Annotated in this window: 18 protein-coding genes; 5 read left to right on the top strand and 13 right to left on the bottom strand. The window is 39.0% G+C overall.

Annotation, left to right across the window (positions count from 1 at the left end; genetic code table 11):
- Nucleotides 1–31: 31 nt before the first annotated feature.
- Nucleotides 32–1,273, bottom strand: a complete 1,242-nt coding sequence (locus tag IHV10_RS17255) for a helix-turn-helix domain-containing protein (RefSeq protein ID WP_197132364.1) — start codon at nucleotides 1,271–1,273, stop codon at nucleotides 32–34.
- A gap of 149 nt (nucleotides 1,274–1,422) precedes the next feature.
- Complete coding sequence (locus IHV10_RS17250) at nucleotides 1,423–3,168, bottom strand: M4 family metallopeptidase (RefSeq protein ID WP_231619602.1); 1,746 nt, start codon at nucleotides 3,166–3,168, stop codon at nucleotides 1,423–1,425.
- Nucleotides 3,169–3,394: 226 nt separating this feature from the next.
- On the opposite strand from IHV10_RS17250, the gene IHV10_RS17245 reads away from it, so the two are divergent.
- The 3 genes from IHV10_RS17245 to IHV10_RS17235 all read left to right on the top strand — a co-directional run bounded on the left by IHV10_RS17245 (nucleotide 3,395) and on the right by IHV10_RS17235 (nucleotide 5,265).
- Nucleotides 3,395–4,054: a DUF4047 domain-containing protein gene (locus tag IHV10_RS17245; protein WP_197132361.1), complete on the top strand. Its 660-nt coding sequence runs from the start codon at nucleotides 3,395–3,397 to the stop codon at nucleotides 4,052–4,054.
- Nucleotides 4,023–4,568: a signal peptidase I SipW gene (gene sipW / locus IHV10_RS17240; protein WP_197132358.1), complete on the top strand. Its 546-nt coding sequence runs from the start codon at nucleotides 4,023–4,025 to the stop codon at nucleotides 4,566–4,568. Before IHV10_RS17245 ends, sipW begins: the two co-directional genes overlap by 32 nt.
- A gap of 82 nt (nucleotides 4,569–4,650) precedes the next feature.
- Nucleotides 4,651–5,265 (top strand): TasA family protein, encoded by a 615-nt coding sequence (locus IHV10_RS17235; RefSeq protein ID WP_197132355.1) that lies wholly within the window; start codon nucleotides 4,651–4,653, stop codon nucleotides 5,263–5,265.
- Nucleotides 5,266–5,337: 72 nt separating this feature from the next.
- Here IHV10_RS17235 and IHV10_RS17230 read toward each other — a convergent pair whose 3' ends face one another.
- From IHV10_RS17230 to IHV10_RS17205, 6 genes are all read right to left on the bottom strand, one after another.
- Nucleotides 5,338–6,438, bottom strand: coding sequence for a threonine aldolase family protein (locus IHV10_RS17230; RefSeq protein ID WP_197132352.1), 1,101 nt, complete (start codon nucleotides 6,436–6,438; stop codon nucleotides 5,338–5,340).
- 16 nt (nucleotides 6,439–6,454) lie between these two features.
- Entirely contained in the window at nucleotides 6,455–7,162 is a 708-nt protein-coding gene (locus IHV10_RS17225; RefSeq protein ID WP_197132349.1) for a hypothetical protein, read from the bottom strand.
- Nucleotides 7,159–7,902, bottom strand: a complete 744-nt coding sequence (locus IHV10_RS17220; protein WP_197132346.1) for a hypothetical protein — start codon at nucleotides 7,900–7,902, stop codon at nucleotides 7,159–7,161. Before IHV10_RS17220 ends, IHV10_RS17225 begins: the two co-directional genes overlap by 4 nt.
- A complete protein-coding gene (locus IHV10_RS17215; RefSeq protein WP_197132343.1) occupies nucleotides 7,883–8,785 on the bottom strand; it encodes an ATP-binding cassette domain-containing protein in 903 nt (300 codons plus the stop codon). Before IHV10_RS17215 ends, IHV10_RS17220 begins: the two co-directional genes overlap by 20 nt.
- A complete protein-coding gene (locus IHV10_RS17210; RefSeq protein ID WP_197132340.1) occupies nucleotides 8,782–9,168 on the bottom strand; it encodes a GntR family transcriptional regulator in 387 nt (128 codons plus the stop codon). Before IHV10_RS17210 ends, IHV10_RS17215 begins: the two co-directional genes overlap by 4 nt.
- A 138-nt stretch (nucleotides 9,169–9,306) precedes the next feature.
- Entirely contained in the window at nucleotides 9,307–9,891 is a 585-nt protein-coding gene (locus IHV10_RS17205; protein WP_197132337.1) for a vWA domain-containing protein, read from the bottom strand.
- A gap of 97 nt (nucleotides 9,892–9,988) precedes the next feature.
- On the opposite strand from IHV10_RS17205, the gene IHV10_RS17200 reads away from it, so the two are divergent.
- The gene (locus tag IHV10_RS17200; protein ID WP_197132334.1) at nucleotides 9,989–10,489 is read left to right on the top strand and encodes a hypothetical protein; all 501 of its coding nucleotides are present in this window, start codon (nucleotides 9,989–9,991) and stop codon (nucleotides 10,487–10,489) included.
- A 38-nt stretch (nucleotides 10,490–10,527) separates the two neighbouring features.
- Here IHV10_RS17200 and IHV10_RS17195 read toward each other — a convergent pair whose 3' ends face one another.
- From IHV10_RS17195 to IHV10_RS17185, 3 genes are all read right to left on the bottom strand, one after another.
- A complete protein-coding gene (locus tag IHV10_RS17195; RefSeq protein ID WP_197132332.1) occupies nucleotides 10,528–11,640 on the bottom strand; it encodes an NAD(P)/FAD-dependent oxidoreductase in 1,113 nt (370 codons plus the stop codon).
- A 111-nt stretch (nucleotides 11,641–11,751) separates the two neighbouring features.
- Complete coding sequence (locus tag IHV10_RS17190; protein ID WP_197132329.1) at nucleotides 11,752–12,537, bottom strand: SDR family oxidoreductase; 786 nt, start codon at nucleotides 12,535–12,537, stop codon at nucleotides 11,752–11,754.
- Between the two features lie 121 nt (nucleotides 12,538–12,658).
- Nucleotides 12,659–13,780, bottom strand: a complete 1,122-nt coding sequence (locus tag IHV10_RS17185) for an NADH-dependent flavin oxidoreductase (protein ID WP_197132326.1) — start codon at nucleotides 13,778–13,780, stop codon at nucleotides 12,659–12,661.
- Between the two features lie 328 nt (nucleotides 13,781–14,108).
- Between IHV10_RS17185 and IHV10_RS17180 the strand changes: the two genes are divergently transcribed.
- Nucleotides 14,109–14,567 carry a TspO/MBR family protein gene (locus IHV10_RS17180; protein WP_197132323.1) on the top strand — a complete coding sequence of 153 codons (459 nt, stop codon included), beginning with the start codon at nucleotides 14,109–14,111 and terminating at the stop codon, nucleotides 14,565–14,567.
- Nucleotides 14,568–14,614: 47 nt separating this feature from the next.
- Here the strand turns inward: IHV10_RS17180 and IHV10_RS17175 are convergent, their stop codons facing one another.
- A complete protein-coding gene (locus IHV10_RS17175; RefSeq protein ID WP_197132320.1) occupies nucleotides 14,615–15,328 on the bottom strand; it encodes a VCBS repeat-containing protein in 714 nt (237 codons plus the stop codon).
- A gap of 111 nt (nucleotides 15,329–15,439) precedes the next feature.
- Complete coding sequence (gene xylF, locus IHV10_RS17170) at nucleotides 15,440–16,531, bottom strand: D-xylose ABC transporter substrate-binding protein (protein ID WP_197132317.1); 1,092 nt, start codon at nucleotides 16,529–16,531, stop codon at nucleotides 15,440–15,442.
- Between the last annotated feature and the right edge of the window lie 13 nt (nucleotides 16,532–16,544).

Raw genomic sequence — 16,544 nt, 5'->3', positions numbered from 1 at the left:
TTTTTATCCAACCTATCTTGCATGACTTTATTTAATCTCTAGCTAGAAACAGAGAGGAAATTTCAATTGCTTTCTCGTACTGCTTCGTATCGGCATAATAGTGGTATAGCTGTTTTCCAAACTTATCGATCCTGCTAAATTGATTATGAGCTTGAAAAAATGGCATTGCTATATTTTCTAAGTAACTGAAATAAGCCTCCATCTCGCCCTTTAAGATATACAGGTGAAGTTGAAACAAATGCAAATATAACTGGTGCTTTACCATTTTGGCTGCTGTTAATCCTTCTTCTGCACTTTTTAAATTCTGCCTTTGAGACTGAAGTTTTCCATCGATACTATTGTCCAAAAAATTATACAATCGATTTAAATAGATTGCTGTTTTTTTATCAGCCATCTTTAACGCTTTTCGATAATAGATGTGCGCATTCTCATAATCTTTTCTTTTGAAAAATTCAAGCCCTAGATTATGCAGAAGCATTCCGATAATACCAATTTCGTTTAGCGTTTCACTATCCTGAATCAACTGAAGGTAACGGTTAACTTTTTGTTCAAATTCATGCTGAGTGGCGCATTCTATTTGAAGCAGCATGACTGATTCTGCTTGGATGGCTCTTGAGAAGTTGTTGTTTCTCTTAAAATAGTCCACTGCTTTTTTGGCATTGATATAAGCCATCGTTTTTGATTCAACCCATTGATAAGCCATCGCTAAATGATAACAGTATTCTTCATTTCCATAGGCAATCTTATCAATCGTACTCAAGAGCTCGATCGCTTTCTTGCGATTCTCAACATAAAAATTGTTGTACTTCTCCAAATAATAGATTCCTTTTACATGCTTATACATGTTGTATTCAAAAGGAGTCAGATGCTCAGTTTTTATTCGGTTTAAAATCTCTGCTGTTTTTTGTGGCTCTTTTTTTAAAAGATAATAACGAGCAAGCACTAGCTGATAAAGTGCTGCATGTTTTGAGGATTTAACAATCGGAAATTGATCTAATTCACTTTTTGTTTTCTCTACTTCCTTCATTCTTTGCATGATAATAGAGTTGTGCCATTGATGAAGTTTCTTCTCCATATCTTGAAAGAACTGCATCTCCTTCTGTATGTCGATATCTAGCCGTTTTGAGAATAAGGTTATAATCTCCGTTGAATACTTCGTCTGCCCCCGCTCAATTTTACTAACATGTGTTGTCGTACAAATATCTTTGCCCAGTTGCTCTTGAGAAAGTCCTCTTCTTTTCCGATAAAATTTAATAATTTCTCCCTCGATCATACGTGTCTCTCCTCATGAACAAATGTTTAATGATAAAAGTTTCTTTCTAAATTATTTTTTTCCTTCTAAAGTCATGTTTTTGAGTCTTAATGCTCACCATTTTTCCATAAAAAATCCACGAAAGAATACTCTCTCGTGGATCACATTGCTTATTGAGCCGGTACACCAATCGCATCGTATGCTGCCATTACCGCTTTTGTTTCGGCAGATGGAGCTCCATTTCGGTCTGGATAAAGATCTCGAGCGGATTGAATCGCTGCAGCACGCATCTCTTTGAATCCTGATGACGGTACAAGATAGTTCGTTAACGCACGGTAAAAGATTTTCTCTGTTTTCGAACGTGTGATACCCGTGACTTTAACTCCGTGGTGCTCTCCTCCTTCAGAGATGAGATAAGCTGCTTTATTGTTGATGGAGCTGTTAATATGAACCCCACCCTTATCCAGTTCACCTAAGTAACGGTCTTCATAGTGATCAGGATATGCATTATCCTTCAATCCATAAGCTGCAGATAGCTTTCTGGACTTTGGATTACTCATGGAACGAAGTCCGCCATCACCAGGTACGTTTGGTGTGTAAATGTCTTCACCCATCTCCCACTCAGATGGACTTGTTAATCCGTGTGAATGCATCTCAGACAACGCACCGAAGATATCAGCTAGTGATTCATTAATCGCACCTGATTCTCCTTGATAGGTTAAGTTTGCTGTTTTTGAGATTACACCATGTGTCATCTCATGACCTGCAACATCCATCGCACCTGCTAATGAACTGAACAGAATACCGTCACCATCTCCGTAAAGCATCTGCTTTCCGTTCCATGCTGCATTGTTCCATTTAGACCCAATGTGGACCGTGCTTATGACCGGCATTCCGTTTCCATCGATACTGTTACGTTTGTGGATATTTTGGTAATACGTATTTACTTTGATAGAGTTCGTATGAGCTGAAACCGCTGCTGGATCAGCAAAGAAAGACGTACCTGTTTCTACTTCAAAACCTGAGAACCCAAAAAGTCCGGATAGTAGGATGAAAGGTGTTTCACCCATGCGGTTCGCTTTGTACGTATGAACTGGGACGATGTTCGGATTCGTCGTTGTTCCTCCTCCTATTGCCGCACCATGCAGATAGCTTTTCCCGGATGTACTATCTTTTACAGCGATAAAATTTTGAACTTTACCGAATAAATCTAGTCCTCTTCCTGTTATCGGTGTTACTGCTGGAGCATCTGCTTCATGTACCGCGTTAAACTGATCAACAATCTCTCCAGTAGTTGCATCAATAAAATAATGAAAATACCCAGGTGCAGGAACAGAAGTCGAAACTTTGACTAAGTATGTTAAGTAGTTTCTTCCTTCATGCGGATAGATTGTTAATTCGGTTTCTACTCCGTCATACTGCTTAACTTCTCCAATCTTAGCAACTACTTGCTCTTTCGCTGTTCTTTCTACAGCTTTCTTCGATATGGACGGATCTGTCGAAATGATCGATCGACCTAGTTTTTGAGTTACCTTCCCAAATGATGCGTACACATTGTTGTTTGCATCTAATGCAACGGTTTGTCCACTGCCGTAGATGGGAATCCCGTTGTATTGCTCAATAGTACGCACGTGGTATGTATTTGTGCTACTATCTGTAAACTCTTCTACGATCTTAAACTGCTCTCCTATTGTAGATGCTGATTTCGCTCCAACCTCGGAAACGACCTGTGATTGAAGATACGCTTTAACGATTTCAGCTTTACTCAACCCTTCAGGAGCTTGGAATAAAACAGTTGTAGGATTCGCGTGTGCATTAGATCCAGGTAATGAAAATCCTCCAAGTGTAACGGACAATGCTAGAACTGCTGGAATTACCACTTTTTTGTTCAATCGTTTTTGTCTTTTCTTTTTCAACCCATTCACCTCTTCATCAAATTGTGCTTCCGGAATAATTCCAATTATTAAGAACATTACAAATATGGTCAATTGGGTTAATTTATCCTTAGTTTTTCAAGGGTTAATAGCTTTTAAGGACTTCATTCGACAAAAAATGTCCATATTTCTTGAATAATTAACCCAATAACAATCTCGAACACATTCTGCAATAATAGGGTCAAATCACTAGACGAGGAGGGTTGATATGAAAGGCAAGCTTCATAAAGGAACTGTTCTATTGGGGTTGTGCTCTCTATCTTTTTATTGTGGTGCTCAAATTACCGGTCAAACTGAAGCTGCCTTTTCAAGCCGAGCTCAAATAAAACCGGTTGAACTTTCAGCTGCAATTGTCTTTCCAGACACAGTGGGAGATCTTAATGGAAAAGCTATGATCATTTATTCGGACATACTCTCTCTATACAATACCGTTCCGAACGCCGCTGATGATGCAAGTTTACAGGAGCTAAAAAAAACGATCGAGAAGATTACAAGAATAGAACAAGCACTTCACTCACTTCTCAATGATTTTCAAGACATACATAATGAGCTCTTGAACTATGAGAAACAGGTAAAGAATCTGGATTCAAAGACATACCAATTTGTCTATGAAGGGTGTAATGAGGCAAACGAATTGAGCAAAAAAATAAAAGAAACAGTGAACTTACAACCTATTAAACAATTACACCATTCTATTGAAGTTCGTATCAACAAGTTAGAAGATGCTGAGAAGATTGAAGGTCCCATTAATTCAGCAGAGATGAAGAATGCTACTGATCATATAGAACAAAACGAATTTGCTGATGATTCTATTCAAAGTGAAGGAGAAACAAAACATGACGAAAAGACTGTTGAAATTCACGACTAAACTAGCAAGTACCTCTTTTATTGTATTGCTCTGCTTGCTTGCTTTTATCATCCTATCGTCCCGTGTTTCAGGATCAGAACCTTCCGTTTTTAACTATCAGATTAAAGCGGTATTATCTGGATCGATGGAGCCTATCTTTCAAACAGGGTCTATCATCTCTATTAAACAGACAGACGATAACACTACCTTTGAAAAAGGCGACATTATCACTTTTCAAATGGAAGATAAGCTGATTACTCATAGAATTATTGATGTTGAAAATAAAAACGGACAAATTTTCTATCACACAAAGGGCGATAACAATGACGGACCTGATATGTGGTCAGTTCCTTCAAATGATGTGGTTGGAAGCTACACAGGATTTACGATTCCTTATGCCGGATATGCATTAAATGTAACTCAATCTAAGGAAGCATCTGCACTTTTGTTATTTATTCCAGGGTTCTTATTATTAAGTTCAGCTGTCTTTTCTATAGTGAAAGCAGCTAGAAAACTAGATGTCGAAAAAGCATAAACTTGGGTTAGCTCTCTATGTATTTAAATCATACATACGAGTTTAATAAATTTATATTACATATCTATGGAGGTTGAGAAGAATGGGGTTTACGAAGACAATTAGCAAAGGCGTTATGACAGCTGCACTAGGTTTATCTTTAATGGGAGGAGGAACGTTCGCTTACTTTAGTGACACGTTTGAAACGAAGAACACTTTCGCTGCAGGTACGTTAGATCTTTCCATCAATCCAAACGCTGTGGTTAACATTGACAACATCAAACCAGGCGATGAAGTGTACCGTGAATTTACGTTTGAGAATAAGGGTTCACTAGACATCTATCAAGTACTACTAGATACGAAATATACAGTTGAAGATGCAAAATCAGATAATACAGATGATCTAGCAAACCACATTAAGATTACAATCATGTACAACACGAGCAGTGCAACTGTTCCTGTTGTTGAGACAACATTAGCCCAACTTAAAGAACAACAACCTGATCTAACAGCAATTGATGAATTCGTTGGTACAGTTCAGCGTCCTGATGGTATTCCTCCAGGTGAGAAAGAAAAAATGTTCGTATTGTTCCAGTTCGTAAATAATGGCGAAGATCAAAACCAGTTCCAAGGAGACAAGCTTAAAGTGGATTGGACGTTTAACGCGAAACAAGCACCAGGTGCTTATAACGACGATACGGATCCAGAGAATAACTAAGTTTTAGAACAAGCTAGAACTGCTATGATTAGCAGTTCTTTGCTGTTTTATCCTTAGTTACAACGTTATTATTTATACTGAAGCTCTTGTCTTCAACTTCTTGTTTAGCAGTGTGAACGTCTGTTTTAAATTACTTTTAGGTACTGTAGAATAATTGTCACCTATGCTTACTTCAAAGAAACAGCTATTCTCACCATTCTCTCGAAGATGTCCTGTTAATCCAACTCCACTTTCACCATAAGTGTCTGCAAAAATGCGTTCCACTTCATTCTGTGGTGCTTGGACATGGACATGAAACATGTTTGAAACTGGCGTTATCGGGAGTGTACGTACACCTTCACACTCGTTATAGAGCGTTGCCAATTCCTTTGCACCCTCATAGTACTCTTCCATTTTTCCAACCCGCTGATCGAAATAAAAATCTGCGCTTAAGATATATGGATATAGACTGATCAAGTCACCGCCATGTCGTCTTTTCCAAACCTTTGATGTTTCAGTAAAGTCTTTTGGCCCAGCTAAGATTGCACCAGCAACTCCACCGATCCCTTTGTAAAAAGAAACATATACACTATCAAAAAGTGCACAAACTTCAGCTGCCGTCTTTTTATAATAGGGAAGTATTTCAAACAATCTTGCTCCGTCAAGATGCAGTTTAATTCCTTTTTCTCTGCAGTAATCAGAAATAGCTTGTAATTCTTCAAAACTCGGCAGCTGCCCCCCGATTTCTCGTTGAGGAAGTTCCAGTAGTAAACAAGAAACGTCCTCCATCATGTTGACAACGTCATCGAGCTTGATGATCTTATTAGCATCAGTAAGCAGCAAGGGTTCAATATGATGAAGTTCTTTCAAACCATCTTCTTCGTGAATCTCCATGTGGCATAGTGGATGATACGCAACTTTTTGGATACCCTTTTCATCACACCAAATACGCATGGCGATCTGTTGAGCCATCGTCCCACTCGGGAAGAATACAGCAGATTCTTTTCCTAAATAAGCAGCCATCTTTTCTTGAAAGCTATCAATGATGTGGCCACTGCCATACATATCACTTTCTTCCTGCCCGGTTTGATTTGAAAGAGAATCTAACAGAACAGAAATGTCTCTTTTTCCGTGTCCGGTTACTTGGTATTTTGCATTTTTGTAGGCGTCTAGTAATGTATTTTGGTTCTTCAACGTAACAAGCTCCCCTCTATTCGTTTATCCAGCTAATATCACCATTTATCTCAATATCCTTAGGTACTTTTAAAAGAATAAAATCACGGCCGATCACAGAGTTACGATTTTCTTGACTAAAGTGTCCACCTTTAGAGAACTGGCTGTATGCAAAGCCTGGTGAAAACCTAGAGAAACTAACTGTCACTAAAGTGGGATTATTTATGGTTAGCTGTTGTTCGTTCAACAAAAGCTCTGGCGAATGCACTTTGTCTGTGAAATCTACGCCATCGATATAAGATTTTCCTACATAGTAAGTGGCTTCAATCTCCCCATCATTTGCGCTTTTTCGCTCAGCAAAAACACTCATAATGCCTGTTTCCCCCTCTGTTAAAACAATGTCTAACGATTTTTTATCAGTAGAGAAAGACCACTTCTTCTTTTCAAAAAATGCTTTATCAAGGTCATCTAGATTTCCTGAATACAAATTGTTTACTGCCCTGTTTTGAGCGTTTTCTATTTTGTTCATTTCAGCTGCTGTAGCTACCTTTTGATCATTCTTGTGGTCTGGAAGGATGCTTAGTGAAATAACTGTAGCAATCGCTAGAATAAATGTATATCCGCCAAGGATCCCGCGAATTTTTCTTGTTCCTAAGCTTACTTTAGTGTTTGATCTCATGATTCCAATTCCAAAAGCGACGATAATAAACACAATTAAAATTGGCAAGAAAGATATAATTATCATTTTCTTACCTCCATTCTGTTAGAAATCCCAAGGCTAGCTAGCAGTAAAAGGGACGAAACGAGAGTAATTTTACAAATGAACAGAATAAATGATGTTTCTTCTCCAAAAAACCTTGTTATATTTACAAATAATTCTGGATCGCCACCAATTCCATCCAAAATTAAACCGCCAAACAAGATAGTAGGAATAATTAACAAGAAACCTTTATGAAGCTGAATTAAAATACCAACAAGATACCCTGCACAAGCAAACAGAAAAATATAAAGAATGGACGTAATCATTCCCATGACAAATTCAGTAACTGTTAATGAATCAACGATGATTGAATAATTATCTTTGAAGTAAAACGCTAAGATCTGAAATAGATGAGTAGAAAGATATACCGTTATGCCTGCAAAAATACTAGCCGTTAAAAGAAATAGAATGTTTGAAACTTGACTGATGGTACGATTAGTCACAAACGAAAAATCATCATAACGATACGCTCTCGTTGTTATGATGATGGCTGTTATGAACGCCCAAATCATCATAAAAATGAGGATGATGTCACTTGTGTAATAGTAAAAATCATATTGTATTGAATTTGAGGAGCCACTTCCCGACCCCGTTCCATTAAAAGAAAAAAGAATGGCCAGCAGCTGGATCACGATTAATGATGTAAAAACACCAAAGTATGATTTCAGCTTATAGCGGTATTGTTTCTTCACGATGTCCCAAGCCTTAACCTCTGCTAAATACATGATCGATCCCACCTTTTGTTTTACTTGTTAGATAACTGCAAATATCTTCTGCAGAAACTGGCGTAACTTCTAACCCTAACTGTCTAGCATCCTCTAACTCTTGTAATGAACGATCGTTTCTTATGACCGCATATGACATATTTGCGCCGATCTCTTGCATGGAAATGGGTTCCATTTTCTCAGTCCACTTTTCTACGTTAACCGTCTTTCCTCTCACGCCAATCGCGTACTCTTTTAGTTGATCGATGGGTAGGTGAAGACATTTTTCACCAGACTTAATGAGTAGTACCTCTTCTAACAGATCTTCTACTTCATCTAATAGATGGCTTGAAAGAATGATCGTTCTCGGATATGCGATGTATTCTTTTAATAACGCTCGGTAAAAATCCTTACGTGTCGCAGAATCCATCCCGCTTGTTGGTTCATCCATGATGGTCAGTGGACAGCGGGCAGCTAAACCAACAATCATATTAAACGTACTCTTCATGCCCTTTGAGAGATTTCCGTGATATTGATTATGATTTAAAGAAAAATAATCAAATAATTTTAAAGCTAAGTCATGGTTCCAATTTGTGTAGAAGCTCCCCGCTGTTTCAAGCAGTTCTTTTAATGTTAACCCTTGTGAAAAACTCATCTCGTTATCGATGAAGATTGTATTTGCCGAAACCTTAAGATTATTAAACGGATTTTCAGAAAAGACTTGTATGTCACCTGCAGAATGATGAAGATAACCTGCCATTATTTTTAATAATGTTGTTTTTCCTGCTCCGTTCCTTCCGATCAAACCAGTAATCTTGTTTTCTGCTATACGGCAGTTCATATTTTGAATCGCTTTGGATCGACCATATTGCTTAGTCAGATCATGACAAACGACAACATTCATGATTGCTCCTCCTTTATTCTTTGGTGCATATCTCTGATCATTGTTATCAGTTCTTCTTCTTCGACTTGCAACTGAATGGCTTCTTGGGTTAATTCGGTTACAAGTGAATGCAGCTTAGAACTCTTTCTTTTACCGAGGATAATTTTTCTTGCATCCGCCGCAACAAACATCCCTAATCCCCTTTTCTTATAAAGAACATTATCGTCAGCCAATAAGTTTATGCCTTTACCAGCAGTAGCCGGATTCACATTAAACATCTCAGCTAGTTGATATTGCGAATATATTTTTTCATCTGCTGAAATCGATTCGTTCAAGATTTCGTTCTCGAGCCATTCTGAAATCTGAACATAAATCGGTTTCATACTATCAGCATTTAGCAGCAAATGTACTTCACCTCCAACTTACCACTATAGTGCATTACATATGTAATGTACTATATATTTCCAATATATGCAATATGTTGTTTATGATGACATAAAAAAAGACACTCTCCTGTATATGGAGACTGTCTGATGGTCAGATTATTTATTTCTTCGCTGTATGATTTCTTCACTCATCATGGCATATAAATTTTCTACACCTTCATCGGTAGCTTCAAAACGAAATGCATCTTCTTCTTTAATACCAAGATTTTTCGCTTCAGCAATCACATCAATATTTGCACCCATAAAAATAAAATCCCAATTGTATTTCTCTTGCTGATGTTCAATAAGGTTCTTTACCTTTTCGTGTGTGAATTCGGAACTCGCGTTTTCCATTCCATCTGTCGTAATCACAAAGATCACTTTACCTGGTCTATCGTTTTCTTCAGTGCGTGATAGCCTGTAACCCACATCCAATATGGTTTTGCCTACAGCATCTAAAAGCGCTGTAGTTCCGCGTACATAATAGTCCTCGCTCGTTAGATGCGCCTGTTCTGCAGCTACACCATTCCATAGAATTTCATACTGATCATCAAATAAAACGGTCGTAAGAAGTGTTTTTCCCTTACGTTCAACTTGCCTTTTTATAAACGAGTTAAACCCTCCAATAGTATCCCTCTCCAGTCCTGACATCGAACCACTTCGATCAAGTAAAAATACGATTTCTGTTATTTTTTTGTTCATCCTTAACCATCTCCTAACATTTGTCATGCTATAATCATAGCTAGAAAGATTCAGCAAATGGTCGCCTGTGAAGCGACATTTTAGGAGTTGGTCGGATATGCTTGATCAAAAACTTTTATTAGAATTAGAAACCTACCTGAATGATTATTTCATAATGGAATTAGAAGGTTGTCAGTCTTCTAAAATGATGGAGGAATGTTTAGAAGAAAACAGTCTCCGTTTTGAGTTAGATGCGTTTATTCATCACAACAAAAAGCCAACGCTGCAGGAAAAACTTTTTCAACTGATTGATGAAAAAGGTGTAACCGACGCAGATATATATAAGAAAGCTGGCTTAGATCGAAAGCATTTTTCTAAGATTCGCTCTAAATCAGATTATCGACCAAGAAAAATTACAATACTTGCGCTGGCTCTTGGTTTGGAATTGGACGAAGATGATACAGAAGAACTTCTGGAAAGTGCAGGATACTCACTATCTCACAGTGATACAAACGACTTAATCTTTAAATTTTTCATTAACAAAAAAATCTATGATATAGATGCTGTCAATGAGTACCTGGTGTATTTCAGCCTAAAACCGATTGGGAGTACCATATAAAAAGACAACTCACTTAAGTGAAAGTTGTCTTTTCTTAATTATTCAATAGCACCTGAAACATCATAGTTAGATATATCTAGTTCTGTAGACTTTCCTAATGCAAGTTTCGCAAGTTCAGCTCCTAAGTATGGTCCACTTGTAAGCCCTGATGCACCGAGGCCGTTCGCGACCAAGATGTTATCAAAATTAGGAAGTTGCCCGATAACAGGTAAAAAACCTGGCGTGAACGGACGAAAGCCTACTCTCGTCTCAAGAAGTGATCCTTCTGCAAGGCCAGGTGCAACAGCTAAGGCTTTTGAGAGTATGTCATGAATACCACCTGCCGTTACTCGTTTATCAAAACCCGCTTCATCTTCATGTGTTGCTCCTACAACGACACGATCATCAAAAGTGAGGATGTACTGATTTGTCGGCGGCATCACCACTGGCCAATCAGCTGTATCTGTTTTAGGCAAACCCAAGTGGATGATCTGTGCTTTTTGTGGTGTTACTTTAAAGTTAATTCCCAGTGGCTTTAAGATCTCATTCGACCATGCTCCTGCTGTTATGATAATTTGATCAGCGAGAATGGTTTGATCGTTAACAGAAACACCAGAAACCTTGTTTCCTTCATGAAGCAGGCGCGCATTTCCTTTGAGGATTTGCACTCCGTTTTTCTTAGCTCCGTTCAACAGAGCGTCACGCATCGCTCTTCCGTTTACACGAGCACCACCACTTACGAAGACCGATCCGAAATCATCGGATAAGGGTGGAAAGCGTTTCTTCGTTTCTTCAGGAGAAAGAATCGTGATCTCACCAATTTCCGGAGCTTCTTCTCTACGTTTTAGAGCTCGTTCTGCCATTTTTTCGAGTTTCTCAGAATCTGCATGTAAACTCAGTGTGCCTACCCGTTTGTATCCCGTATCGATTTCACCGTCTTCCTCGAGCATCTTGATGAGTTCAGGATAATACCGCGCTCCGCCTTTTGCTAACTGATACCAAGCTTTGTTACGACGCTGAGATAGCCACGGACACACGATGCCAGCTGCTGCATCTGTCGCTTGTCCACTATCTTTTCTATCGATTAATAGAACGTCTACATCAAATTTACTAAGATGATAAGCGGTAGACGCTCCTAAAATTCCGGACCCGATAACAATTATTTTTTTCATATTCCAACATCCCTACTATCCCGTTATATATGTATCTAACTATAGTATTTTCTTAAACAAAACTCAAAAAACCCTGACTTTTCATCAGGGTCTCCTCAGATGTTGATTACTTCATATTTTCATTTCCCAACGTTCTTTCTCCGTTTTCTTTAACTGTTCTTCTACTTCCTGTGGGTGAACAGTTCGGAAATGGTGTTGCTCAGCTGGGATGATGTCAATCATTTTCTCGATCATGTCCTCTGGATCATATTGATTCTTCAGCTTCTCTTCTTGCTTCTTCATATCTTCTCTTCTTGTAAAATTCTTTTCGGGGTCATACCATTTGTATTTTTCTTCTGCACTTCGATCATTGAAGCCTGTTGCATAAGCACCTGGATTGATGGTTGCCACTTTTACACCGAACTCTTGAAGCTCAGCCTGCATCGTTTGAGCAATTCCTTCAATCGCATGCTTTGTTGCCGTATACGGGCCAACATATGGTGTCGCTGATATACCTGCCATAGAACTTAAAAAGATAATTTTCCCGCTACGCTTCTCGACGAATTTTTTCGCTGCTAGCTGAACGGATTCTAGCGTAGCAAATACGTTAACTTCAAATAGTGCACGAACACGGTCCATCGGAACTTCGGCTAATGGGCCTCCCTCATTGATCGCTGCATTTGCTACAAATATATCAAAGTCATATTTCTCTATTTGTTTTAAATCTCGTTCATTTGTAATATCAAGTTTGAACACCTCAATATCAAGACCTAGATCCTTAGATTCTTCTAAAAGGGCTGTTTTTTGTGATGTCGTTTCAGTTGTGGCGATGATTGCGTGCCCTTTTTTAGCGAGTCCGATTGCGGCACCTTTTCCTAATCCACTTCCTGCGCCTGTTATAAATATAGTTTTACTCATTCAATCTGCCTCCCAGTCTTATGTCTACTCTATCTCTTCCCACACCTGTTGAAAGTAAACTTTGTTGTGTTTACAAAATAAAAAAAGCAGGATCAGCTCCTGCTTTTTCTTATATCTTTTATTAAACTCCTGGGAACCAACCTGGTGCATTTAAGACTGCGTTCCATAACGGATCTGGTACTACTAGTTCATATTGCTTTGTTTTATCAAGTTTCGTTACGATTTCAGACTCTTTCCCTTGTTCGATCTTTTGTACCCAATCTGGATCGATGATTAATTCACGACCTAGAGCAATCAAAGGTACTCCTGATCCTAATGCTTTGATCGCATCATCTGCTGTATAGATTGAACCTACTCCCATAACAGGTACACGACCGCCCACTCTTTCGTTAATAATCTCAATGCGTGAACGTGTATCTTCAACTCCTCGTCTAGGTTCAGACCAGAAATCCATTACCGAAACGTGAAGATAATCTAATTTCTTAGCACTGAGTGCATCGACGAGTGCTAACGTATCAGCCATCGTAATTCCTGGTGTTTCAGGTTCTTCTGGTGAGAAACGGTAGCCTACGATGAATGAGTCATCTGCATATTCAGCTACTGCTTTTTTCACTGAATCTACAACCGCTAAAGGAAACGCCATACGTTTTTCTAATGAGCCGCCCCATTGATCTTCACGGCGATTAGCGTGTGGCGAAAAGAACTGCTGAATCAGATAGCCATTCGCACCGTGGATCTCAACACCGTCATAACCCGCTTCAATCGCTCGTCGAGTGGTTTCACCAAAATCACGAATGATAGAAGATACTTCTTCTGAAGTCAGTTCGCGTGGCACAGGTTTTCCTTCAGCTGAAGGAATATTGCTCGCACTTACAACATCTCCGTTCGGAACAAGCTCAGGCGGTACTTCACGACCACCATGAAAGATTTGTAGAATCGCTTTTGATCCTTTTGCTTTTATGGAAGAAGCTAAACGACGAAGACTCGGAATCATTTCATCCGTATCTCCAGCGAACTCTCCCGGAAATCCTTTACCGTTAGCCGTAACATTCGTACAAGCTGTAATCACCATTCCAACACCTTCAGAACGGCGCTCGTAGTAGCGAATTTCTTCATCTGTTACAGTTCCGTCTTCATTTGAAGAAAAGTTTGTCATCGGTGCCATGACAACACGGTTCTTAAGTTCAACTCCATTTTTAAAACGATAAGATTCAAACAATGGTGCATATTTTTTATTCATCATGTTTGTCTACCACCTCATTATTTTTATTGAGCTTTTTCAAATAGTAATGTGCTTTTATCACTTTTTCTTAAAACTCCCATGAAAGTTGACTGGAGTGCAAGATGCGAGACTCCTGGGGGATTTGCAGGCAACCACATACATTACTATCTATGAAATAGCCCTAATTATGACTTTCTTTTTTAAAGTAACTATTATAATAATACCCTCTGTTTCCAAATGCAAAAAATACGCTTCTGGTTTAAAGAATAATTTAAAAAGGGAACAGTATACTTCTAAGAAATATAGACAATTGCTTACACGAATCCCACTACAACCCAGGAGGTAACGCATGAAAAAATCCAGTATTGCAGTCTTTGTCATCATCTTTGCTCTGTTCTATGTTTCCAGTTTTCTGTTTCCAATCGACCGCGAGTGGTATGATGCACTGAACAAGCCATCATGGACGCCGTCAGGACAAACAATTGGTATTATATGGGCTGTTTTGTTCTTTTTAATCGCACTATCAGCTACACTTATCTACAATCAATACGGTTTTAAACCAATCGGCTTTTGGATTTTATTCGCTGTCAACTATGTATTCAACCAAGCTTTCGGATATTTTCAATTTACACAAAAAGATTTGTTCGCAGCGAGCATCGACGCACTATTGATCGCAGTGACGACTTTACTTTTAGTCATATATGCCGGTCGATTAAGGAAAGTTTCAGGATGGCTACTCATCCCTTATCTTCTCTGGAGTTCGTTTGCTACCTACTTATCATGGACCATCTATAGCATGAACGCATAAGCAAATAGAGATCTAGCCTTTTAAAAAGAAAAGGCTAGATCTCTTTATTACGTTCCAGAAATCGCTACGTATTGATTCTGAAGAACAAATTGATTATTCTCCCATCCAAGCGTGTTCACCACATACCCTAGAGCGTCTGCGTTATATAAGCCTGCAATCTTTTGATAAGCCGAAAGTTCGTAAATTCCATTGGAATCAAAATCGATTGGATAGAGACCACTTAATGGATTCACAAAGCCGGTAATTGGCTTCTTCAACTTTCCGTTCACATCATATATTTCAATTAAATACTCTTTGTCTCGTTTTGATAGATCAATGATATACGTTTTCTTATTACGTTTACTAACAACTCGAACTTTGTAGTTATTCTCATAGATCACATCATATTCATAAGCAGCATTGTAAGCGTTGAAATTAAACATCTCTTGCGGTGTGTTCCCTACAAACGAATACACATAATGATACATGAATCCTCCGCTGCCACCAGAATTGATGCTGACCAACACGTCTGAAACACCGTTACCTGTAAAATCTCCCAGAAACAAAGTTGGATTGTATCCAGCATTGTCAGAAAGAGGTACTCTTGTCTGTGCACCTGTTCTCCCATTCTTCACAAAAAGCGTAATGTTCTCAATGAATGGGCTGTCCTGACTCTTCGTACCTGTTAGATATACATCGTCTGGTACACGATCTCCAGTCACATCTCCCTTAGCGAACGCAACAACACTCGGAGTTACTCTATAATTGTAATGGTTATACATAACATGCTCCTTAGATATCGTTTACTAACATGTTATGGGCACCTGGCGAGAATGACACAATCTTTATTCAACAAAAAAGCCCCGCGCCATATGAAAATCACGGAGACTGATTTATTGCTGATTCTCATAAACATCACTTTTAGAATGGAATCCATCACGAAAAATCGTTACTTCAAGATTCCCCTTATCAACCGCAATCGGTGATAACAAAACAGAAGGAACCTCCATTTTACCGTTGTTTATCTTTCGTTCTACTTTTATCGTTTCGCCTTTTGCCATCTTCACTGCCAATTCTGCAGCTTTCTCTGATAAAGCCTGAATCGGTTTATATACCGTCATCACTTGAGTTCCAAGCACGATCCGCCGCACGCCAGCAAGTTCGGCATCTTGTCCAGCTACCGGAATCTTCCCTGCGAGCCCTTGTGCTCCAAGCGCTTGTATGACACCACCCGCAGTAGCATCGTTTGCTGCAATTACCGCATGAATCTCATTGTTGTTAGCTTTCAACGCTGACTCCATATTTTTAAAAGCATTAGCAGGCGTCCAGTCTTTGGACCATTGATCGTACACGACCGTGATAACCCCTTTATCAATCAAAGGCTGCAGAACTCGGAAAACCCCTTTTTTAAACAGATGAGCATTGTTATCCGTTTCAGCTCCTCCTATATACACGTACTTTCCATTCGGAACGAGCTTTGTTATCGCTCGAGCTTGAAGCTCGCCTACCTTTTCGTTGTCAAAAGATACGTACATATCAAGGTCTGCATTTTTGACTAGGCGGTCGTATGCCATCACCTTAATCCCTGCTGAATGTGCTTTTTTTACGATCGCCGCCATAGCTTCAGCGTTATGAGGAACAACGACTAGAAGGTCAACCTCATTTTGGATGAGTGTTTCAGCCTGTGCAATCTGCAAAGAATCATCACCGTTGGCTGCAAGAATCTCTACTTCAGCCCCAAGGTTCTCTACGGCTTTTTTAAAGAGTTCTTTGTCTTTGAGCCACCGTTCTTCCAATAACGTATCCATGGAAAAACCGATTCTAATCTTTTCCTCTTCCGTTGTCTCGCTGCCCACTTTTTCATTTTTAGAAGAAATCGCTTTTCCAAGTGTCTCATTACTCGTACTGACTTTGTCGCATCCGGAAGCACATATCATGGCTATGAATAACAGGACGAGGCATACACAATTTATAATGTTTCTCATGAATGATACTCCT

The organism is Fictibacillus sp. 5RED26, from assembly GCF_015903895.1.
Classification (GTDB): domain Bacteria; phylum Bacillota; class Bacilli; order Bacillales; family Fictibacillaceae; genus Fictibacillus; species Fictibacillus phosphorivorans.
Note: the sequence above shows the minus strand (reverse complement) of the source record. Positions and strands in the feature narration are given on the sequence as shown.

Excerpts from the sequence above, each read along its gene's own strand:
- IHV10_RS17255 (WP_197132364.1), bottom strand. The coding sequence starts at position 1,273 with ATGATCGAGGGAGAAATTATTAAATTTTATCGGAAAAGAAGAGGACTT.
- IHV10_RS17245 (WP_197132361.1), top strand. The coding sequence starts at position 3,395 with ATGAAAGGCAAGCTTCATAAAGGAACTGTTCTATTGGGGTTGTGCTCT.
- sipW (WP_197132358.1), top strand. The coding sequence starts at position 4,023 with ATGACGAAAAGACTGTTGAAATTCACGACTAAACTAGCAAGTACCTCT.
- IHV10_RS17235 (WP_197132355.1), top strand. The coding sequence starts at position 4,651 with ATGGGGTTTACGAAGACAATTAGCAAAGGCGTTATGACAGCTGCACTA.
- IHV10_RS17225 (WP_197132349.1), bottom strand. The coding sequence starts at position 7,162 with ATGATAATTATATCTTTCTTGCCAATTTTAATTGTGTTTATTATCGTC.
- IHV10_RS17220 (WP_197132346.1), bottom strand. The coding sequence starts at position 7,902 with ATGTATTTAGCAGAGGTTAAGGCTTGGGACATCGTGAAGAAACAATAC.
- IHV10_RS17215 (WP_197132343.1), bottom strand. The coding sequence starts at position 8,785 with ATGAATGTTGTCGTTTGTCATGATCTGACTAAGCAATATGGTCGATCC.
- IHV10_RS17205 (WP_197132337.1), bottom strand. The coding sequence starts at position 9,891 with ATGAACAAAAAAATAACAGAAATCGTATTTTTACTTGATCGAAGTGGT.
- IHV10_RS17200 (WP_197132334.1), top strand. The coding sequence starts at position 9,989 with ATGCTTGATCAAAAACTTTTATTAGAATTAGAAACCTACCTGAATGAT.
- IHV10_RS17195 (WP_197132332.1), bottom strand. The coding sequence starts at position 11,640 with ATGAAAAAAATAATTGTTATCGGGTCCGGAATTTTAGGAGCGTCTACC.
- IHV10_RS17190 (WP_197132329.1), bottom strand. The coding sequence starts at position 12,537 with ATGAGTAAAACTATATTTATAACAGGCGCAGGAAGTGGATTAGGAAAA.
- IHV10_RS17185 (WP_197132326.1), bottom strand. The coding sequence starts at position 13,780 with ATGATGAATAAAAAATATGCACCATTGTTTGAATCTTATCGTTTTAAA.
- IHV10_RS17180 (WP_197132323.1), top strand. The coding sequence starts at position 14,109 with ATGAAAAAATCCAGTATTGCAGTCTTTGTCATCATCTTTGCTCTGTTC.
- IHV10_RS17175 (WP_197132320.1), bottom strand. The coding sequence starts at position 15,328 with ATGTATAACCATTACAATTATAGAGTAACTCCGAGTGTTGTTGCGTTC.
- xylF (WP_197132317.1), bottom strand. The coding sequence starts at position 16,531 with ATGAGAAACATTATAAATTGTGTATGCCTCGTCCTGTTATTCATAGCC.